This window comes from Methanococcoides alaskense, assembly GCF_027594145.1.
Classification (GTDB): domain Archaea; phylum Halobacteriota; class Methanosarcinia; order Methanosarcinales; family Methanosarcinaceae; genus Methanococcoides; species Methanococcoides alaskense.
Window position 1 is genome coordinate 1 of record NZ_JAQFFK010000004.1, and the last position, 17,299, is coordinate 17,299.

Annotated in this window: 16 protein-coding genes; 7 read left to right on the forward strand and 9 right to left on the reverse strand. The window is 41.4% G+C overall.

What is annotated here, in order from left to right:
- The first annotated feature begins 146 nt into the window (after window positions 1–146).
- From PBV53_RS08085 to fen, 3 genes are all read left to right on the forward strand, one after another.
- Complete coding sequence (locus PBV53_RS08085) at window positions 147–473, forward strand: hypothetical protein (protein ID WP_309739397.1); 327 nt, start codon at window positions 147–149, stop codon at window positions 471–473.
- Between the two features lie 151 nt (window positions 474–624).
- The gene (locus PBV53_RS08090) at window positions 625–939 is read left to right on the forward strand and encodes a hypothetical protein (RefSeq protein ID WP_270096680.1); all 315 of its coding nucleotides are present in this window, start codon (window positions 625–627) and stop codon (window positions 937–939) included.
- Window positions 940–957: 18 nt separating this feature from the next.
- Window positions 958–1,974, forward strand: a complete 1,017-nt coding sequence (fen, locus tag PBV53_RS08095) for a flap endonuclease-1 (RefSeq protein ID WP_270096681.1) — start codon at window positions 958–960, stop codon at window positions 1,972–1,974.
- Here fen and gpmI read toward each other — a convergent pair.
- From gpmI to PBV53_RS08125, 6 genes are all read right to left on the reverse strand, one after another.
- On the reverse strand, window positions 1,971–3,527 hold the full coding sequence (gene gpmI, locus PBV53_RS08100; protein WP_270096682.1) for a 2,3-bisphosphoglycerate-independent phosphoglycerate mutase: 1,557 nt from the start codon (window positions 3,525–3,527) through the stop codon (window positions 1,971–1,973). The two genes, fen and gpmI, sit on opposite strands and share 4 nt — an antisense overlap.
- Before the next feature lie 126 nt (window positions 3,528–3,653).
- Window positions 3,654–4,892 carry an ABC transporter permease gene (locus PBV53_RS08105; RefSeq protein ID WP_270096683.1) on the reverse strand — a complete coding sequence of 413 codons (1,239 nt, stop codon included), beginning with the start codon at window positions 4,890–4,892 and terminating at the stop codon, window positions 3,654–3,656.
- On the reverse strand, window positions 4,889–6,190 hold the full coding sequence (locus tag PBV53_RS08110; protein WP_270096684.1) for a COG1361 S-layer family protein: 1,302 nt from the start codon (window positions 6,188–6,190) through the stop codon (window positions 4,889–4,891). Before PBV53_RS08110 ends, PBV53_RS08105 begins: the two co-directional genes overlap by 4 nt.
- Window position 6,191: 1 nt before the next feature.
- A complete protein-coding gene (locus tag PBV53_RS08115; protein ID WP_270096685.1) occupies window positions 6,192–6,929 on the reverse strand; it encodes an ABC transporter ATP-binding protein in 738 nt (245 codons plus the stop codon).
- Between the two features lie 394 nt (window positions 6,930–7,323).
- Complete coding sequence (locus tag PBV53_RS08120; RefSeq protein ID WP_270096686.1) at window positions 7,324–8,115, reverse strand: helix-turn-helix transcriptional regulator; 792 nt, start codon at window positions 8,113–8,115, stop codon at window positions 7,324–7,326.
- 8 nt (window positions 8,116–8,123) lie between these two features.
- Window positions 8,124–9,047 carry a hypothetical protein gene (locus tag PBV53_RS08125; protein ID WP_270096687.1) on the reverse strand — a complete coding sequence of 308 codons (924 nt, stop codon included), beginning with the start codon at window positions 9,045–9,047 and terminating at the stop codon, window positions 8,124–8,126.
- 506 nt (window positions 9,048–9,553) lie between these two features.
- On the opposite strand from PBV53_RS08125, the gene PBV53_RS08130 reads away from it, so the two are divergent.
- The 3 genes from PBV53_RS08130 (at window position 9,554) to PBV53_RS08140 (ending at window position 12,066) form a co-directional block, all read left to right on the forward strand.
- On the forward strand, window positions 9,554–10,441 hold the full coding sequence (locus tag PBV53_RS08130) for a hypothetical protein (protein ID WP_270096688.1): 888 nt from the start codon (window positions 9,554–9,556) through the stop codon (window positions 10,439–10,441).
- Window positions 10,442–10,558: 117 nt separating this feature from the next.
- Window positions 10,559–11,161: a hypothetical protein gene (locus tag PBV53_RS08135; protein WP_270096689.1), complete on the forward strand. Its 603-nt coding sequence runs from the start codon at window positions 10,559–10,561 to the stop codon at window positions 11,159–11,161.
- Between the two features lie 56 nt (window positions 11,162–11,217).
- Window positions 11,218–12,066 carry a class I SAM-dependent methyltransferase gene (locus PBV53_RS08140; protein ID WP_270096690.1) on the forward strand — a complete coding sequence of 283 codons (849 nt, stop codon included), beginning with the start codon at window positions 11,218–11,220 and terminating at the stop codon, window positions 12,064–12,066.
- A 7-nt stretch (window positions 12,067–12,073) separates the two neighbouring features.
- Here the strand turns inward: PBV53_RS08140 and PBV53_RS08145 are convergent, their stop codons facing one another.
- On the reverse strand, window positions 12,074–13,441 hold the full coding sequence (locus tag PBV53_RS08145) for an MATE family efflux transporter (protein ID WP_270096691.1): 1,368 nt from the start codon (window positions 13,439–13,441) through the stop codon (window positions 12,074–12,076).
- Between the two features lie 179 nt (window positions 13,442–13,620).
- Here PBV53_RS08145 and PBV53_RS08150 point away from each other — a divergent pair, with 179 nt between their 5' ends.
- Window positions 13,621–14,544: a UbiA family prenyltransferase gene (locus tag PBV53_RS08150; RefSeq protein WP_270096692.1), complete on the forward strand. Its 924-nt coding sequence runs from the start codon at window positions 13,621–13,623 to the stop codon at window positions 14,542–14,544.
- A gap of 14 nt (window positions 14,545–14,558) precedes the next feature.
- Here the strand turns inward: PBV53_RS08150 and PBV53_RS08155 are convergent, their stop codons facing one another.
- Both PBV53_RS08155 and purH read right to left on the reverse strand, forming a co-directional pair.
- A complete protein-coding gene (locus tag PBV53_RS08155) occupies window positions 14,559–15,344 on the reverse strand; it encodes a helix-turn-helix transcriptional regulator (protein ID WP_270096693.1) in 786 nt (261 codons plus the stop codon).
- A gap of 293 nt (window positions 15,345–15,637) precedes the next feature.
- Window positions 15,638–17,254 carry a bifunctional phosphoribosylaminoimidazolecarboxamide formyltransferase/IMP cyclohydrolase gene (gene purH / locus PBV53_RS08160; protein WP_270096694.1) on the reverse strand — a complete coding sequence of 539 codons (1,617 nt, stop codon included), beginning with the start codon at window positions 17,252–17,254 and terminating at the stop codon, window positions 15,638–15,640.
- Between the last annotated feature and the right edge of the window lie 45 nt (window positions 17,255–17,299).

Sequence of the window (17,299 nt, forward strand, 5' to 3'; positions counted from 1 at the left end):
TCCCTGTACCCAAAATATCTATGTAATGTAAATTTCAAATATCTGCACAGTATTTAATAGTATGTAATTGTTATGATAAGTGTCATCAGTTAATACATCGATGTTGTTATCGATAGGATTGCTGTACGTTTTGTAAATGAGGTAAAATGATGGATTCCCGGGACATTGTATTTTCGATAGTGATGGTTGTATCTTCTTTTGTTCTGACCTATGAATGGCTTGGCAGGTTCAAACCCAACTCCGCTAATTCTTTGATCATACTCTCTGCTATTGTAATGGTAGGTGCATTGGCTGCGATGATCCTTTCTCTGGATATAAGGCTTCGGAGGGTCGAAAAGACGCTGGATGATAAGGAACGTTCTCTTCGTATCAATATACAGAGCATTGAGAGCTCAATGGACAAGAAGATGAACGAAGTTATCACTGTAGTGGATGAGGCAATGGACGTATTTAATAAGAAATCATATCGTTAATCCCCTATCTTTTTTTCTTTGAAATAAGCAGGATCAGCTGTATTTCAAACTGTTCTATTATATTCTGCCTGTCGACATCTGCCGAAACCAATATAAGTGTATCAGTATATGTGGAACTTGTAATATTGCTAAGATTCAAGGGAGTGCGTATATGCGCATAAATTTAGAACCAATTGGCATAATTAAAAAGGCTGGAAAGTATTCAGAAATATTAATATATTCTGAATTTGAGCAGATCATAAAAAATCTGGTCTCAATGGTGGGAAAAGGCTCTGTGGGTGGTCAGGAGCTTCTAGTGGTGCATAAGAACTGTACTAGTAGTGATGGACACCAGGTCGAAGTGACCAAGACAGAAGTAGTTGAAAGGGATGGTAATGTCCTTAAAGTTGGTAAAATGAATGCAAACGATGATTCTGTCATCGATATCAGACTTTCCATTACCGATGGTCTCTCTGGAGATCTATAATATTTACATCATTTGAACATGGGTACGGATATCGGGGATCTACTTCTTAAAGATGCGATCGAGTTAGCTGGGCTTTCAAATAAAGTGGTGGCTATCGATGCGTACAATACTCTTTATCAGTTCTTAAGTATAATCAGGCAACGTGACGGAACCCCTCTAAAGGATTCCAGCGGTCAGATCACATCTCATCTTTCGGGTATCCTTTACAGGCTTACCAATCTCATCGAAGCAGGCGTTAAACCGATTTTTGTCTTTGATGGTAAACCTCCTGATTTCAAATCAGATACTCTGGCAAAACGGCATGAGGTCCGGGAAAGTGCAACTGCTAAATGGGAAGACGCAAAAGCACAGGGACTTGAGGAAGAAGCCTACAAGTATGCACAGGCCTCCTCAAAAGTGACCCGTGAGATGATCGATGATTCTGTCAGCCTATTGGAATTGATGGGTATCCCTTATGTGAAAGCACCATCCGAGGGGGAGGCACAGGCCTCATACATGGTCCAAAAAGGGGATGCTGACTATATCGGTTCACAGGACTATGATTCTTTTCTTTTCGGTGCGCCACGGGTGGTTCGAAATCTCACTATTACAGGTAAGCGAAAGCTTCCGAAAAAGAACATATATGTGGACGTTAAACCTGAGGTCCTATCCCTTGAGGATTCCCTTGGGGAACTTGGCATTACAAGACAGCAATTGATCGATATTGCCATGTGTGTGGGCACAGATTATAATACCGGTCTCGAGAAAATCGGCCCGAAAAGAGCGCTTAAACTGGTGAGAGAACATGGTGATATAAAAGCCGTACTCGAAGAACTTGGTAAAGACATCGAAGATCTTGATGCTAAAAGGGATTTCTTCATGAACCCGCCCGTAACAGACGATTATGAGCTTAAATGGATCAAGCCTGACCGTGCCGGGGTAATTGATCTTCTCTGCAAAAAACATGATTTTTCAGAGGACCGGGTCAATAAAGCACTTGACCGCCTTGAAGCTAACATGGGCGGCAGTCAAAGCACTCTTGATCAATGGTTTTAACTGTTCTTTATTAAAGGAACTCCGGTCATTTCCGGTGGCTTTTCAATGCCCATGATCTTCAGGATCGTGGGTGCAATATCGGAAAGCCTGCCTTTTTGAAGCTCAACTCCCTTTTCCTGTGTCACATAGATACAGCGGACCGGATTTGATGTATGGGCCGTGTGGCATTGCTTGTCCGTGTTGTTGCAGAAATCGACCATCTTTTCGGCATTGCCATGGTCTGCCATTATCATGGCTTCGCCACCGACTTCCTTTATTACAGTAATTATCTTTCCTACACAATCATCAACGACCTCGACCGCTTTCACGGCCGCTTCCATTATGCCGCTATGTCCTACCATGTCCATGTTGGCAAGATTGAGTACGATCACATCATACTTTCCAGATCCTATCCTTTCTATCAGTTCTTCGCTGACCTCATAGGCACTCATTTCCGGTTTCAGGTCATAGGTTGCTACCTTTGGGGATGGGATAAGACACCTTTCTTCTCCTTCGTTCTGCTTTTCAACACCGCCATTGAAAAAGAATGTCACATGTGCATATTTCTCGGTCTCAGCTATACGCAACTGCTTTATTCCCTCTTTGCTGAGCACCTCTCCCAATGTGTTCTTCAGTTCTTCCGAAGAGAAGGCTATGGGGACATCCAGTCTTTCATCGTATTCTGTCATGCAGACAAAATGCACTTTTGGATGGCTTTTGCGTTCAAAATTATCAAATTCATCATTCACGAAAGTATAGGTCAATTGCCTTGCACGGTCAGGGCGGAAATTGAAGAAGATCACCGTATCGTTCTCATTTACAGTTCCTATGGGTTTCCCATTTTCATCGACAATCACCGTAGGTTTGATAAATTCATCATTCTCGCCTCTCTCATATCCTTCCAAAATAGCATCTACGGGTCCGTTTGAATGGTATGATCCCTCGCCTAGGGTGATGGCATTGTATGCATCCTCGATCCTATCCCAGCGATTGTCCCTGTCCATGGCATAATAACGCCCTGAAACAGTGGCTACCTTCCCGACCCCCAGGTTGTTGCAGTATTCCACATGTTCCTTCATATCCTCAAGTGCCGCTCTTGGGGGAACGTCCCTTCCATCGAGGAAGGCATGGACGAATATATCGGTAATACCTTCATCCTTTGCAAATTCAATAAGAGCACAAAGATGTTTCATGTGGCTGTGAACTCCCCCGTAAGAGAACAATCCCATGAGGTGTAATGCAGAACCCTGTGCTTTTGCATTTTCAATTGATTGCTTCAATACAGGGTTCTTGAAAAAGTCCCCGTTCCCGATATCCCGGTTGATGCGTGTAAGGTCCTGGTAGACAACACGTCCTGCACCTATGTTCAAGTGCCCAACCTCTGAATTCCCCATCTGTCCCTCAGGAAGTCCCACATCTTCACCTGAAGCGCTGAGGAGTGTATTCGGATATGTCTCCAGCAAATTATCAAGGTTGGGGGTGTTGGCTGCATGGATGGCATTACCTTCCACTTCGGGGGAATATCCCCAGCCATCAAGTATGGTCAACAGAAAAGGTCTTTTGGTAAAATTCATGCGAAGTAGATTATCCTGATGGTTATTAAATACGCTGATTTGCAGGTAGTAAGAAAATAGTGACAAATAAAAGAGGAGTGTTCCTGCCAGTAGTTTGGCAGGAACTATGTAATGTCTACAGTCTGTTCATTCATATCTCAAAGCATCTACAGGCTTCATCTTCGATGCATTGTATGCAGGTATCACTCCGGAAATCACTCCTATGAGCATTGCAAGTCCTATTCCAAGGACCATTAGTTCTGGGGACAGACCGGTTGCTGAACTCGTGGCAGTACGTCCGATCTGCAATCCGCTCATTGGTATGACAACCCGTGAAACGATCTCTCCAAGAACTATCCCTAAAAACCCACCTACAAAACCCACAAGTGCGGAATTCATAACGAATATCATCATGATATCCCTGTTCTTAGCACCAATGGCCTTCATTGTGCCGATCTCTTTTGTCTTTTCCATTACGGAAGTGAACATTGTATTTGCAATTCCCACTGCGCCTACTAAAAGGGATACTCCTGCAATTGCACCAAGGAAGTACGTCATTGATGAAACCATATCAGATACTCCGTCCATCTGTGATTTTGAATCGGTCACTGAAAAATCCCTGTCCTTCTCAGCAACATGACGTGAGGTCAGAAGGGTACTTTCTATCTCTTCAACAGCCGATTCCACTACATCTTCGTCTTCAACCTTTATCACAATTGATCCGTAAACGTCCTTTTCGGCATCTTCGATAACATTTATTGCAGCATCTATGGGCATTATTACTGCATTATTGCTCTCGCCGTCCTCCAGTATTCCTATCACTCTTACAGATTTATCTTCTATGGTGATAACCCGGTTCACTCCAATTGGCTGGTCGAACAATTCATTTGCGACATTGTATCCTATGACTGCTACATAATTGTCCGAGGGCTCAAGGGCACGGCCTGAATCGTAGTCCATATTAGATGTGTACTTCCACACCTGTGGGTCCACTCCGGTAACTGATAGGGATGCAGTTTCTCCAGTATAATCGACATCGGCTTTCCCACTGATCTGGCCGTACATGTACTCGATCTCTTCGATCGACCGGAGTGCCATTATATCCTTATCAGTAAGCTCATCTTCATCAGTGGTGGTAGTACCTCCTCCTCTACCTGGTGGTCCCATTGATGACTGAGCACCGGAATAACCGGGAGTGACGGTGATCATCGTAAGGTCCATATCCTCAAAGCTGCTCTCAACACTTTCCGTCATTGCATCTCCAAGGGCAACTATACTAACCACTGATGCAACACCTATGACGATACCAATGATGGTCAGCCAGCTTCTGATCTTACTGTGCAGAAGGATGTTGGTCGCAAGTTTAAGAGATGTTTTGAATCTCATTGTTCCCTTTCCCTATCCTTTCTCTTTTTATATACTACAGCAGCTCCTGCAACGATTACGCCAAGGATCAGAAGGTATGTGGTAGTGCTGGTCCCGGTACTTGCATCCCTGTTCTTGGCGTATGCCACATTATTTTCTCCAGTTGCACCTGAGGTAGACGAAATATCAACGTTCTTCTCAACCGAAAGCCTCTGACCAGTCGAATCAGTATATTCGATAATTGCTGTCAGTTCATCACCTGAACTTTCGCTGGCAGAACGGTCTGCAGGTCTATCTTCTCCAGTGCCAGTTCTTTCATCATCAATATTTTCGTTTGTCGCAACATTTGCGGTTTGGACAACGTTGAATGAAGTGATCGTGTAATCTCCCTTTTCCAGGTTTCCCACAATGGTCGAGGAACTTCCTGTCACTTTGTATCCATCCTGTTCCGGAATTGATACTTTCACAGAATATGCCTCATTGTTACCCACATTGGCAACAGAAAGTGAGACTTCCCCACTTGCACTCTCAGAGAACGAAACATCGAAATCGGTTTCTCCTCCTACAAAAAGTCCGGCTTTGGTAGTGATCTCATTTGTATTTGAGTCATAATCCTCGAAACTCAGGCAGATATCCATCTGATAAAGCCCGGGAATAGCATTCACATCGGCCATGACTGTGTAGCTCACTGTTGCAGATTCACCTGCATCGAGATATGCGATATATTTGGTGTTATCAGAATATACCGGCAGAACAACTCCGCTTTCTTCATCCCATGATACTACCATGTTCTTCAGGGGTGAATTTCCGGTATTGGTCACAATGAAATCAAGGGGTTCTTCGGTCGCGATGTCGATGCTTGATTCAGTGATGGTGACGATCTGTGCATATTCCTTTCCCCGGACGTCAATATTGACGGTCGTTGTGATCGCACCACCGTTCTCACTGTCAGTTACAACTATATCCAGCTCATACAGGTCTTCTGGCGCATCATTATCTATTAAAAGTTTGTATTTGAGTATGGCAGAATCATCGTCGTCCTGTCGGGAGTTCAGATATGGTATTGTCTGGGTCAGAGATTCGCCGGTCACTTTTGAGAATGGATACTCCGGTTCGATGGTAACTGTAACGTCCTCAAGGTCTGAATTCCCATCGTTCATTACGCTAAGGGTTATCTCCATGGTCTCTCCTGGTCTTGCAGGGTCAGGGTTTTGATTTAACATATCAACCGTTATCATTGAGGAATCTACATAAACTGCTGCAGAAACATTTCCGGCGCTCATGCAGATAAGTAGTAGTAAAAGTATAGTTTTTTTCATATCAATTCTCCATCTTATTTCTGTATTCTATTTTCTCGACCTGTCCGTCCTTGATGTAGACTATCTTGTCTGCATACTGGACCGGTTCGATATCATGTGTGACAATAATGATCGTTTTGTTCTCTTTTTGGTGCATCTCGTTCAGGAATTCCAGTATATAGGTTCCGGTTTTACTATCGAGGTTGCCGGTTGGCTCATCGGCAAGGATTATCGGTGGATCAATGGCCAGTGATCTCGCAATGGCCACTCTTTGGCGCTGTCCTCCTGAAAGCTGGGAGGGCAGGTTCGTAAGCTTATTTCCAAGACCCACTATCTCCAGAAGCTCCTGCCCTCTCTTTTTAGCAATGTCAGGATCGAATTCCTGAAATTCCAGCGGTAGCATGACATTTTCTAAAGTATTGAGTGTGGGGATAAGGTTGAACTGCTGAAAAATGAATCCTATACTTTGTCCCCTGATCTGTGCAAGATCTGACTCTTTTAACGTTGATATATCCTGATCTTCAAGACGTATGATGCCTTTACTTGGAACATCAAGGCAACCTATCAGGTTCATCATTGTACTTTTTCCGCTTCCGCTGGGTCCAAGGATCACAACGAATTCTCCACTGTATATGTCAAGATCCACATTTTTCAATGCATCAAATTCAATTTCTCCCATCTGGTATGTTTTCCAGACATCACTGAGCTTTATCAGCGGGGTATTATCCTCTTGCATTTCAACACGTTCTATTCCATTCATATTCTCGATCGTCTCGTCTCTTTTTTTGTTTCCATGAAAGCACCTGTAAGGTTGATCTGTGAGAGGTTACAGGTGCCGTTCATGGGGTGGTATGGTACCAATGGCACTGTTCCAGTACCACTTTGTACAACCCCGCATTAGTGGTCTTGAATATAAGCATACTTTATAATTTAAGTAAAAAATAAGATTTAAATATGCAATGAAGCTTTTTTAAGGCTTTTAATTCTTAAAAAAACTATTTAATTACATTAAAATTGAATTAAAATAGTTTATTGCATTTAAATCAAAAAAATATGCTATTTGCTGTATGTTGTAGATAGTAAAAAAATGCTGATAATAGATGCCAGTAAAAAATGCTGATCCATCCAAAGGCAGGTGGATGTAGGAAGATTAATTATTCGCTTTTATGCTCATCTTTAAGGAATATGATATTTCCCCTTCCTTCCTTCCTTTTTTCAACCCAGCCATTTTTCTCAAGATCGTTTAGCATCATACTAACTTTTCCTTCTGAATAATCGATCTTGCTTCGAAGGTCCTTCTGTGTCATACGGCCATCATTGGATAGGAGTATTTTCACAATTTCCTGCAGGTCCGAAGGTAGGTCCTTCATATCTTCAGGATATGTAAGATCCTCATCTTCCGATAGAACCTCTTCAGCATGGCCAGGTGCTGGATATTCTGTTATTTCTATTTCCGGTTCAATGTAGTGCCTTTTCTTATCTTTTTTAGTCTTTGATGTTGTTCTCTCAATTGCTACCATCAGTACTATCGCAAGTAAAAGGTAGAAGACTATTGAAATTGTACCAGCCTGTGCAGTTTGTTGCTTCTCATTTTCGTCACTCTCCACAATGTCTGAATAAACAGGCATAAGCAAAAGATCGATCACATAGGTGCCATTATCAGTTATGGTCAGTGGAACTTCTGTGGAATATTCAAGGTTGTTCTCTTTGTATGAAGTAGCTGTGATCAGATAATTTCCCGGAGGTAATTCCAATGAGTAGATGCCGTATTGTGGAACTATGGACTGGATGGGCGTGGTGTTTATCTCTATATATGCATTGTCAGTCGGTTCAAAAGTGTCCCACTCATAGACCACACCATGTATGGTAGCAGTGCTATCAGCGCCTGCTAATGGCATTGATACCAGAATGATGGCTATCCAGAATACAAGTGTGATGGGTTTCATTTTTTTATTTAATTATTTTGACGTTTACTGCTAAATAGATAGGGCATCCATTCCATCTCGATCGTTCCATTCCCTTCTTCGTAACTGTAGGTCCCGTTTCCGGATAGTGCTGCAAAGCCATTTCCTATGGCCTTAAAATTAATACTCTGTCCGCGTACCATAACTATGGTGGATGTTCCAATAATGTCCATTGTACCGTTCACATTACGGTAGGACACAATTTTAGGGTCGATGTTGCTTTCCGGTGTATATTCGCCATCAATGAAAATGATCTTGTCATTATTCTCATCCCTGATCGTGACCATTGCATTTTGGACTGAAAGTGTAATTTCGATGTTCCCTGAAAGTACCGCAGTTCCATTTCCACTCGCATTCAGGTATACATCATCCTTTAGTTTGACCTGTCCTGGTTTTATTATTCTTTCGTCATTGAATATCTGTGGCACTATATCATGAACAATTCGGAGTTCTTCAAGTGCATTGAAAAGGTACTCTTTTTGTTCTACGCTAATGGTCGTGTAGCTTTCATTATTTTGTGAAAGTTCATCCGAAAGGGTCTTGTTCAGCTTAGCATTTTCGAGATGCTGGCGATATTCTCCTATCCTATTACTTAGTAAGTTAACATCCTCTCCTTCATTTTCCAGCCTTTCCACTTCTTTCTCGAAATAGTAAAGTGCACCTTCGGACCTCTCGATATCCCTGTCTATGATATTGACAATATCTTGTTCATCTACAAAAAATGGTGGCTTGAGCTTATATAGTAATTTATGTTCGATATCAAACGGCCAGTAACTGTTGTCATGCCCTGTGCCCGACGTGAACCATATAGGTTTTACAACCTCGTGTTGTAAATTATCCTGTCTATCAGCACAACCGGAAGTCAGTAGTATGAATGTCAGTAAAGCTAATGTAATGACTAATACCTTTTTCATTTTGATAATCCTCTTTCCCAGATAAATATGATCAATGATTACTTCCAGTTCTGCTATTGAAGATATAAACATACTTTATGAAGGGGTAGTATTTTGTCTTTTCGTATATTGAAATATGTATTTTGTGACCCTTTTTAACTTCAATATACTTTTTTCATCCTTCATTGATAAAAAGAGAGTTAAAATATGTATAAAAATCATTTTTATATCTATATTATTCATTTATTCAATGTTTATCTCTTCTATTCGTATTTATTAAGTTCCTTCAATGATCGATCAATATGACCTTATTCAAATTGTTCTACAATAAATAATCTTAATATTTTGTATTAAATTATAAATTTAAAGGCTTATTAATATTAAATAAGCATTTCGAAACTCTAATAAGCTTCCTTTTTACAATTAAAAGCTTTATTTCTCTTTTATCTGAAAGTATGCTTATATTCTCGACTGCCAGTGGATGCATTGTGAATACTCGGGTATTGCCGGGACACAGAGATGATAATATGAACAATAAAATATTGAAAACAATTGGTTGCTTTGCAGCTATCCTGATGGTATTCAGTTTGTTTCCAACAGGTGCGCTCGCGGCAGAAGACAGTACGACAAAGGATCTCTCTATGATGAAGTTCGGTGAAAAGAATAGGATGGGACATGGAATCGGTGGAGGATTTTTCCTTTCTGACGAAGATGATATGAGTTCCAGAACTTCCGATGATCGCCCTGCATGTCCTGTGGAGTTTGAAAGTGAAGCCGATGAATTTGAGTTTCAAAAAGAACGTTTGATAACTTCCTTTGATAAAAAGATCGAAAGATTAGAGACTCTAAAAGAGAACCTCGATAACATTGGTAATGAAGAGATCACTGAGGAACTTATAGATGATCACATTGTTCAGCTTGAAGATGCAAAGGAGCTCATATCTTCTACTGAAGACAAAGAAGAAATTAATGAAGTAATGGAATCATTGTCTTCCGTATTTGAAGACATGTCTGAAGAACTTAGAGGGCCAAATTCCAAAATGCATGATGACCGTCCCTTATGTCCAGTGGAGCTCGAAAGTGAAGAAGATGCATTTGAGTTTCACAAAGAGCGTTTGATCACTTCCTTTGATAAAAGGATCGAAAGACTGGAGACTCTAAAAGAGAATCTCGATGAAATTGGTAATGACGACATCACTGAGGAACTTATAGATGAGCACATTGTTCAGCTTGAAGATACAAAGGAGCTCATATCTTCTGCTGAGGACAAAGAAGAAATTAACGAAGTAAGGGGATCATTGTCTTCCGTATTTGAAGATATGCCTGAAGAACTTAGAGGATCAAATTCCAAAATGCATCTTAATGGACCTATGAATGGTATGCATTCAAGAGGCATGGCTTCAGTTGAAGAATGAGTTTCGGTCATTGAATTGAGAAACATTTTTCAGTCAAAAATGGAGCAAATCGCTCCATCTTTATTTTTGTGTGTTTGTTCTATGATACAATAAAGAATTGCTATAATGGTGTTTAATATGAATAAAGGTATGAAAACTATCGGCATACTGTTAATTTTGTTATGTTCAATATCAGGGAGTGCTTATGCAAGGGAAGATATGTCTGGTAAAGTCGGCTTAGGGTCTAAGGAATATATGCCTGATAGATCTGGGCTAGATTCCAGAGCGAATGGATTTACAAATCTGATAGATTCAAAAATAAGACTTCTTGAGAGCGAGATCGAAAACAGCGATGATCTATCGTTCATTGAAGAAGCTGAGCTCATGATATTTGAACTGGATAATGTAAGGAATGAAATGCAGGAAGCTTCTAATGAGGATGAATTTGCATCTTCACTTAATAAGTTCAATTCTCTAATGGAAAACTCTTCAGAAGATATCGAGCAAATTTTCATGGGTGGTCAAAAGATGTCTGTTGATCGAATTGTTGATGTAGGAAATAAAAGTGTACAAATGAACGATTCAAGTGGCGATATGAAGTCTTCAATTATGAGCGACGAAAGAGATGATCCTATTAAGAACGTTTCCTCGAGATCTAAAATAGTTAATGGAAATGAAAATGAGACTTCCAATTCTAATTTCCTTACCAGATTCGTGAATAAGATAATGTCTTTCTTCTAACCACAACTTTCCGATTTTAAGAACATTTATGCAACATGAGTTCAATTCAATTTCTTATGAACCTGAATGAAATTGACTGGAACGATGTCTGGAAAGAGCAGATGAGGCTTTATAATGAGGTCGAGGGAACTCTGGAAAAAGTTGATATCTGGGAAAGTAAGGAAAATGCCAGAAGATACTGGGAAATGTCACAGAACAAGGGTGCTGACCGCATTGAACAGACTTTAGGTGAGCTTGATCTTAAAGCTGATTCGCGCGTTCTTGATATTGGTTCCGGACCAGGCGCTCTTGCGATCCCTATCTCAAAACGTGTTCGGGAAGTGGTTGCAGTTGAACCCTCGGACGGGATGATGTCCGTATTGCAGGAAAATATCGAGGAACTGGACATCAGCAACATCAATTGCATTCACGAAGGGTGGGAAGATATTGATATTGATGAACTTGGCGGGAAATTTGACATAGTCATTGCTTCTTATTCGCTGAATGTGCCCGATATAAGACAAACGTTCGAAAAGATACAGGCGGTTTCCAGTGGCTCTGTTTATGTTTACTGGTTTGCAGGGGAGACATCCTGGGATGATCAATACCGTGCCATATGGCCTGCTCTGCATAATGGGGAATATCACAGTTCCCCTAAATGCAATGTCATGTACAATGTCCTTTATGACATGGGTATATTTCCCAATATGGAGGTGTTCCCAATGCATAGAAGTATGACCTTTTCTTCCATGGATGAAGCGGTCAAACACTATGTTCCGCATTATAGGGCATACACTGATGCACAGGTCTCAATACTCAGGCAATATCTGAAAGAGATCCTGCCGGTCAATGAAGATGGTTCCATACTTCATCTTGGCGATACTATGCGTATCAAGATGTGGTGGGACAACGCTTCTGATAATTGAAAATGGCTCAGGAAAAGTCTGGATGGATGTCCTTTTTGAAAAGACTGTATTCCTTTGCCAGCATGACGAAGGTCACCAGAAAAGAGAGTCCGTCAGATAATGGGAATGCCATCCATACTCCCTGAAGCTGAAAGAAACGAGGGAGTATCAGGACAAGTGGTATCAGGAAAAGTACTTGTCTGCTGATCGACAGGAAAAATGCTGGTTTCGCTTTTCCCAGTGTCTGATATATAGATGCTCCTACTACCTGGAATCCGACCAGTGGTAGTGCAAGTGCCATTATCCTCATTGCTGCTTTTCCTGCCTCTATCAATTCTTGGTCAGTGGTAAATATGCCGAACAATTGAGTTGGAAATATGAAGAGCAGTAAGAACCCCGCAATTGATACCACTGTAGTTATTTTCATGGCCAGTGCTGTAGAACTGATGACCCTTTCGTAGTTCTTTGCACCATAATTGAACCCCACTATAGGTTGTAGGCCCTGTACAATGCCTATCATTGGCATGAAAGTGAACATGAACAATCTATTAACGATACCAAATACTGCTATGGGAATATCTCCTCCGTAAACAGCAAGCACATTGTTTATCACGATCACCATCAGGCTGCCCGACGCATTTCTTGCAAATGAGGACGTTCCGATGGTGACCATTTCTTTCAGTATCTCGGGGTGGGGTACGAAATACCTTATGTGGAAATGAAAACTGCTCAGTCCCTTAGTGAAGTAGTATAAGAGGTAGAGGGCACTTACCACCTGTGAAATAACGGTTGCAATAGCTGCACCTTTTATGCCCATATTCAGTCCAAAGATGAATATGGGGTCAAGGATTATGTTAAGCCCTGCTGATATTACCATTGTAAACATGGCCACTCTTGCATTTCCTTCCGCACGAACAATGTTATTTAGTGTCATGGAAAATGCAAAGAATATAGTGCCGTAAAGGATTATCTTTGTATAATCGTATGCAAAAGGCATGATCGTTTCTGTGGCACCGAACATTCTCAGCAGGGGCTCAATGTAAACGACACCTAATATCGTCATAACGATGCTAAGTGCAAGTATGGCAGTTATGGCGTTTCCGAGTGCGATATCTGCACGTTCGTGTATCCTTGCACCTAAGCTTCTGGAAATAATGGACGCACTTCCTATGCCTATTGTGAGTGCTATTCCCATGATTATCATCTGGATCGGGAATGCAATGGTTATCCCTGCAATACCCTGTACACTTTCTGCTCCAAGTGCCCGTCCTACGAAAATAGTATCTACAAGACTATAGAGGGCCTGAACTATCATTCCAACGGTCGCAGGCAGTGAAAGCTTAAAAAGGACCTTTTTAATGCTATCTTCTGAAAGCATTCTGGATCTTTCGTTCATAGGTATTTCCTCAGAAGTCTGGGGATGAAAAGAAAACACCTTATAAATCAGTTCCGTATTTATCTCTTTTAGTGTGACTTTTAGGACTATGACTTAACTAGTCGGCACTACTAAAGTAGTTCAATGGTATAATAGTATATTAAATTAATAATATCAGGAAGTTATGCAATTTTATATCTATGGGTGAAAAAACATCTTTCTCATTAGATAGTGTCAGATTTCCGAAAAACAACCAAAATTCATACCATTTCCCGGACATTTCAAGTCTGTGGCCAACACTACACCTTTTGAACAGTTCTACACTGGTGTCGATCTCCGGCGCTTTAAGGATATACCTTGCTTTCCTTTTGCTGCAGTTGCAATTCGATATCCTTTCCTGTATAGGTGGTGGTCTGGTGGTATATTCTGTCTATACTCTCGATCGTGCACTTGATTCTGAGGAAGACGCGGTGAACAGGTCTGAGCTTACCGGAGCAAGACGGGATATTGCACTTTTTGCGTCAGTCCTGACATTCCTTGTTGGTGCCTATTTCCTGTTCCTTGACGGTTTATTGCTTCTTGCTTTTTTGCCTCTGGTGACCGGTTTCCTTTACAGTAAAGGGATCAAGGTCGGAAAACATCATCTCAAGCTCAAAGGCGGTCTCGGTGTGAAGAATCTGGTTGTCGGCATAACATGGGGTGCATTCATTGCTGGTATTGCAGGTTGGTATGCAGAAAGCATATTGCCGGTGTTTGCTGTATTCCTTTATTTTGGGTGCAAACTTTTCGTAAACTCTTCAGTGTATGATTTCAAAGATCTCAAAGGCGATGCCCTGGCAGGAATAAAAACACTTCCTGTAAGTCTTGGCGAACAAAAGACACGTGCTATCCTTCTGGGCATCCACCTGTTCTCTCATTCCCTTCTATCGATCTTGATAATGTCAGAGCTTCTTGCCTATGAACCGATATTGCTGGTCTACAGCTTTATTGCAGGCCTTGTCTGTATCAATCGTTTTGCAGCCCCGGTTGAAAAAGAGTCAAAGAACAGGTTGTACAAACGACTGTTCGTTGTGGATGGCGAATCGAGTATGATCGTAGGTCTAAGGGCAATTATGGGAGTTTGATATTGTATGGATGATCAAAGGGATTTGATCTCCCTTGCTTTCTCTTTATAATGCTCAAATAGCTCTTTTCCCCATTGCACAGCAGCTTCGTCGTGTCCTATTAGATCGTTTTGTGGGTCATATGTTCCGTTCTTGAAAAACAATGACATGGAAAAGAAATTGTCGGTTACAATGAATGCGACCTTTGCTTCATCGATCAGGTAGAGCTTTGTATTGTCAGAGTTCAGATACGTCTCCAGTGAATCTCTGTATTCGTTCTTCACCTTTTCGAAAACATTTGTTGTCAAAACAAGCTTTGTAGGAACATCATTTTTGGCGAGACTGACAAAGAATTCCGGATATACCGGGATAAATATGGTGGAAACCCCATCAATTTCGCTTGATTTATTTATGTTTCCAATAAAATTCTTATGGGAGTCATATATGTTTTCCAGACCTTCCTGGTGGACAGAGCATTCGCCAAGGTCACCGATCCTATCAAGAAGCTTTTGTGGTATTCCATCAAGTAAGTGTTCTTTCCAGAAATCATCGTTCCTTTCGATGGCATCAAGGGTTTTTATCAGTGGTTTTAGATACTTGGATGCCACCCTTCCGATCGGTGTAATGTGGTACTTTTTTTCATCTTTAAATATAAGGTTTGAAGCTACCATCTCTTTTATTCGGGGGGATATCTCTGGCGAGCTCACCTTGAAATATTCCCTTATTTGTGATAATGTACGAGGTTCTTCTTCTATAAAGAAAAGAAGGTCTTTTCTTTTTTCTGAAAATGTGAGAACGCTTAGCAATCCATTTGATCTCATTTTCTTCAGCTCCATAGTGTTGGGTGTACCTATTACATATATAATTAATGGACACCTTTTAAATATTTATTATTACATACTTGGATTTTTTAAAACTCGGCTACCCTTTTTCTTTAAGTTTTGATAGTATCCACTCGATAAGTTCGTATCAATGGTTCGTACTCCCCGTTTCACCACATATACAATTGAAAATTATCTTACTTCTACTGTAAATATGTGGCGATAGCTCTAAAGGACAAATCGGTCATAAAAAAGAAGGGAATGTGTGCAAAAACACACATCTAAGAATATAATCAGTGTAGGAAGTGTCTCATTCCAGTGAACACCATTGAGATGTTCAGACGATTTGCAGTAGCAATGACCTCATCGTCCCTTATGGAACCGCCTGGTGAAATTATGTATCTTATCTTGCTTTCATCAGAATAGATTATACTGTCATCGAATGGGAAGAATGCATCAGAAGCCATGACGGACTCTGAAAGTATGGATTGCCAGTATTCTTCAAAGCTCATATCCGGCTTTTCCCTTTCATAGACTATCTCAAGGTTCTCTTTTGCTTTTGTTGCTGCAAGTTTGCGTATGGAATCAACGCGATTTGGCTGTCCTGCTCCCATTGCTATCATAACGTAACATCCGTCCTTGTATTCGTATGCAAGTGTCACAGAATTGGATTTTGTGCTCTTGCAGGCGCAAATACAGAATTCGGACAGTCCGCGTTTCTCTTCAGGGTACGCAGTTTCAGTAACACAGTCCCACTTCTCGTAAAGCCCTATGTTCCTTGTCTGTTTCAGCATTCCTCCGATCACATACTTGTATGTGGTCTCGGTATCAAATGCTTCATTGAACTGTGGCAATTCAAGAAGACGCAGATTTGAGCTCTTATCTTTCAGATATTCAAGGGCATCATGCTCGAATCCAGGTGCGAGGATGATCTCCACGAACTTACCCTTAAGGAATTCTGCGGATTCAAGATTGAAAACGGTATTGGTGCAGATTATACTACCAAATGCTGATACAGGGTCGCCATCCCATGCATGCTCCAAAGCTTCGCAAAGAGTGTTACCGGTTGCCAGTCCGCATGGGTTATTGTGTTTGACAATAGCAACTGCGGGATTCGTGTTGCCTACCTCTTTGATGGTCTGGAGGGCATTGTCCGCATCCACATAGTTGTTGTATGAAAGCTCCTTTCCATGCAACTGGTTTGCATTTGAAAGTGCAGGGCCAACGATCGCCTCATCCTTGTAGAATGTAGCTTCCTGGTGCCAGTTCTCTCCATATCTGAGCTTTGTACCTTCAGTGAAGTTCATGCGCAGGACATCTTCATCGAGGAGAGTCTTGCTCAGGTACGTATCAATATTACTGTCATAATTTGCAGTGTGTCTGAATACCTTGACCGCAAGTTTTTCGCGGGTGGTGTCAGAGACCGTGCCGGCTGATCTCAATTCCTTGAGGACCTCTCCATAGTCTTCCGGGTCTGATATTACTGTTACAGACTTGTAGTTCTTAGCGGCAGAACGAAGTAAGGTTGGTCCTCCGATATCGATGTTCTCTATAGCTTCGTCAAGGTTCACACCCTCTTTCGAGACTGTTATCTCGAAGGGGTAAAGATTGACAGCTACCATGTCGATAAGCTCGATGGATTCCTTTTCAGCTTCTCCCATGTGTTCAAGGTTTCCTCTCATACACAGCAATCCGCCGTGTATTCTTGGGTGGAGTGTCTTTACACGTCCTCCCATCATTTCAGGAAAACCGGTAACTTCTGAGACGTCGATCGTCTCAATACCCGCATCGCGAAGTATCTTCGCAGTTCCGCCAGTCGATATAATCTCTATGTTCAGTTGCTCTAGTCCCCGTGCGAAATCCACGATTCCAGTTTTGTCAGAGACGCTTAGCAGTGCCCTTTTTACCAAAAAATCACCAAGTTAGATTGTTATATATGTTGTATAAATGTTCTG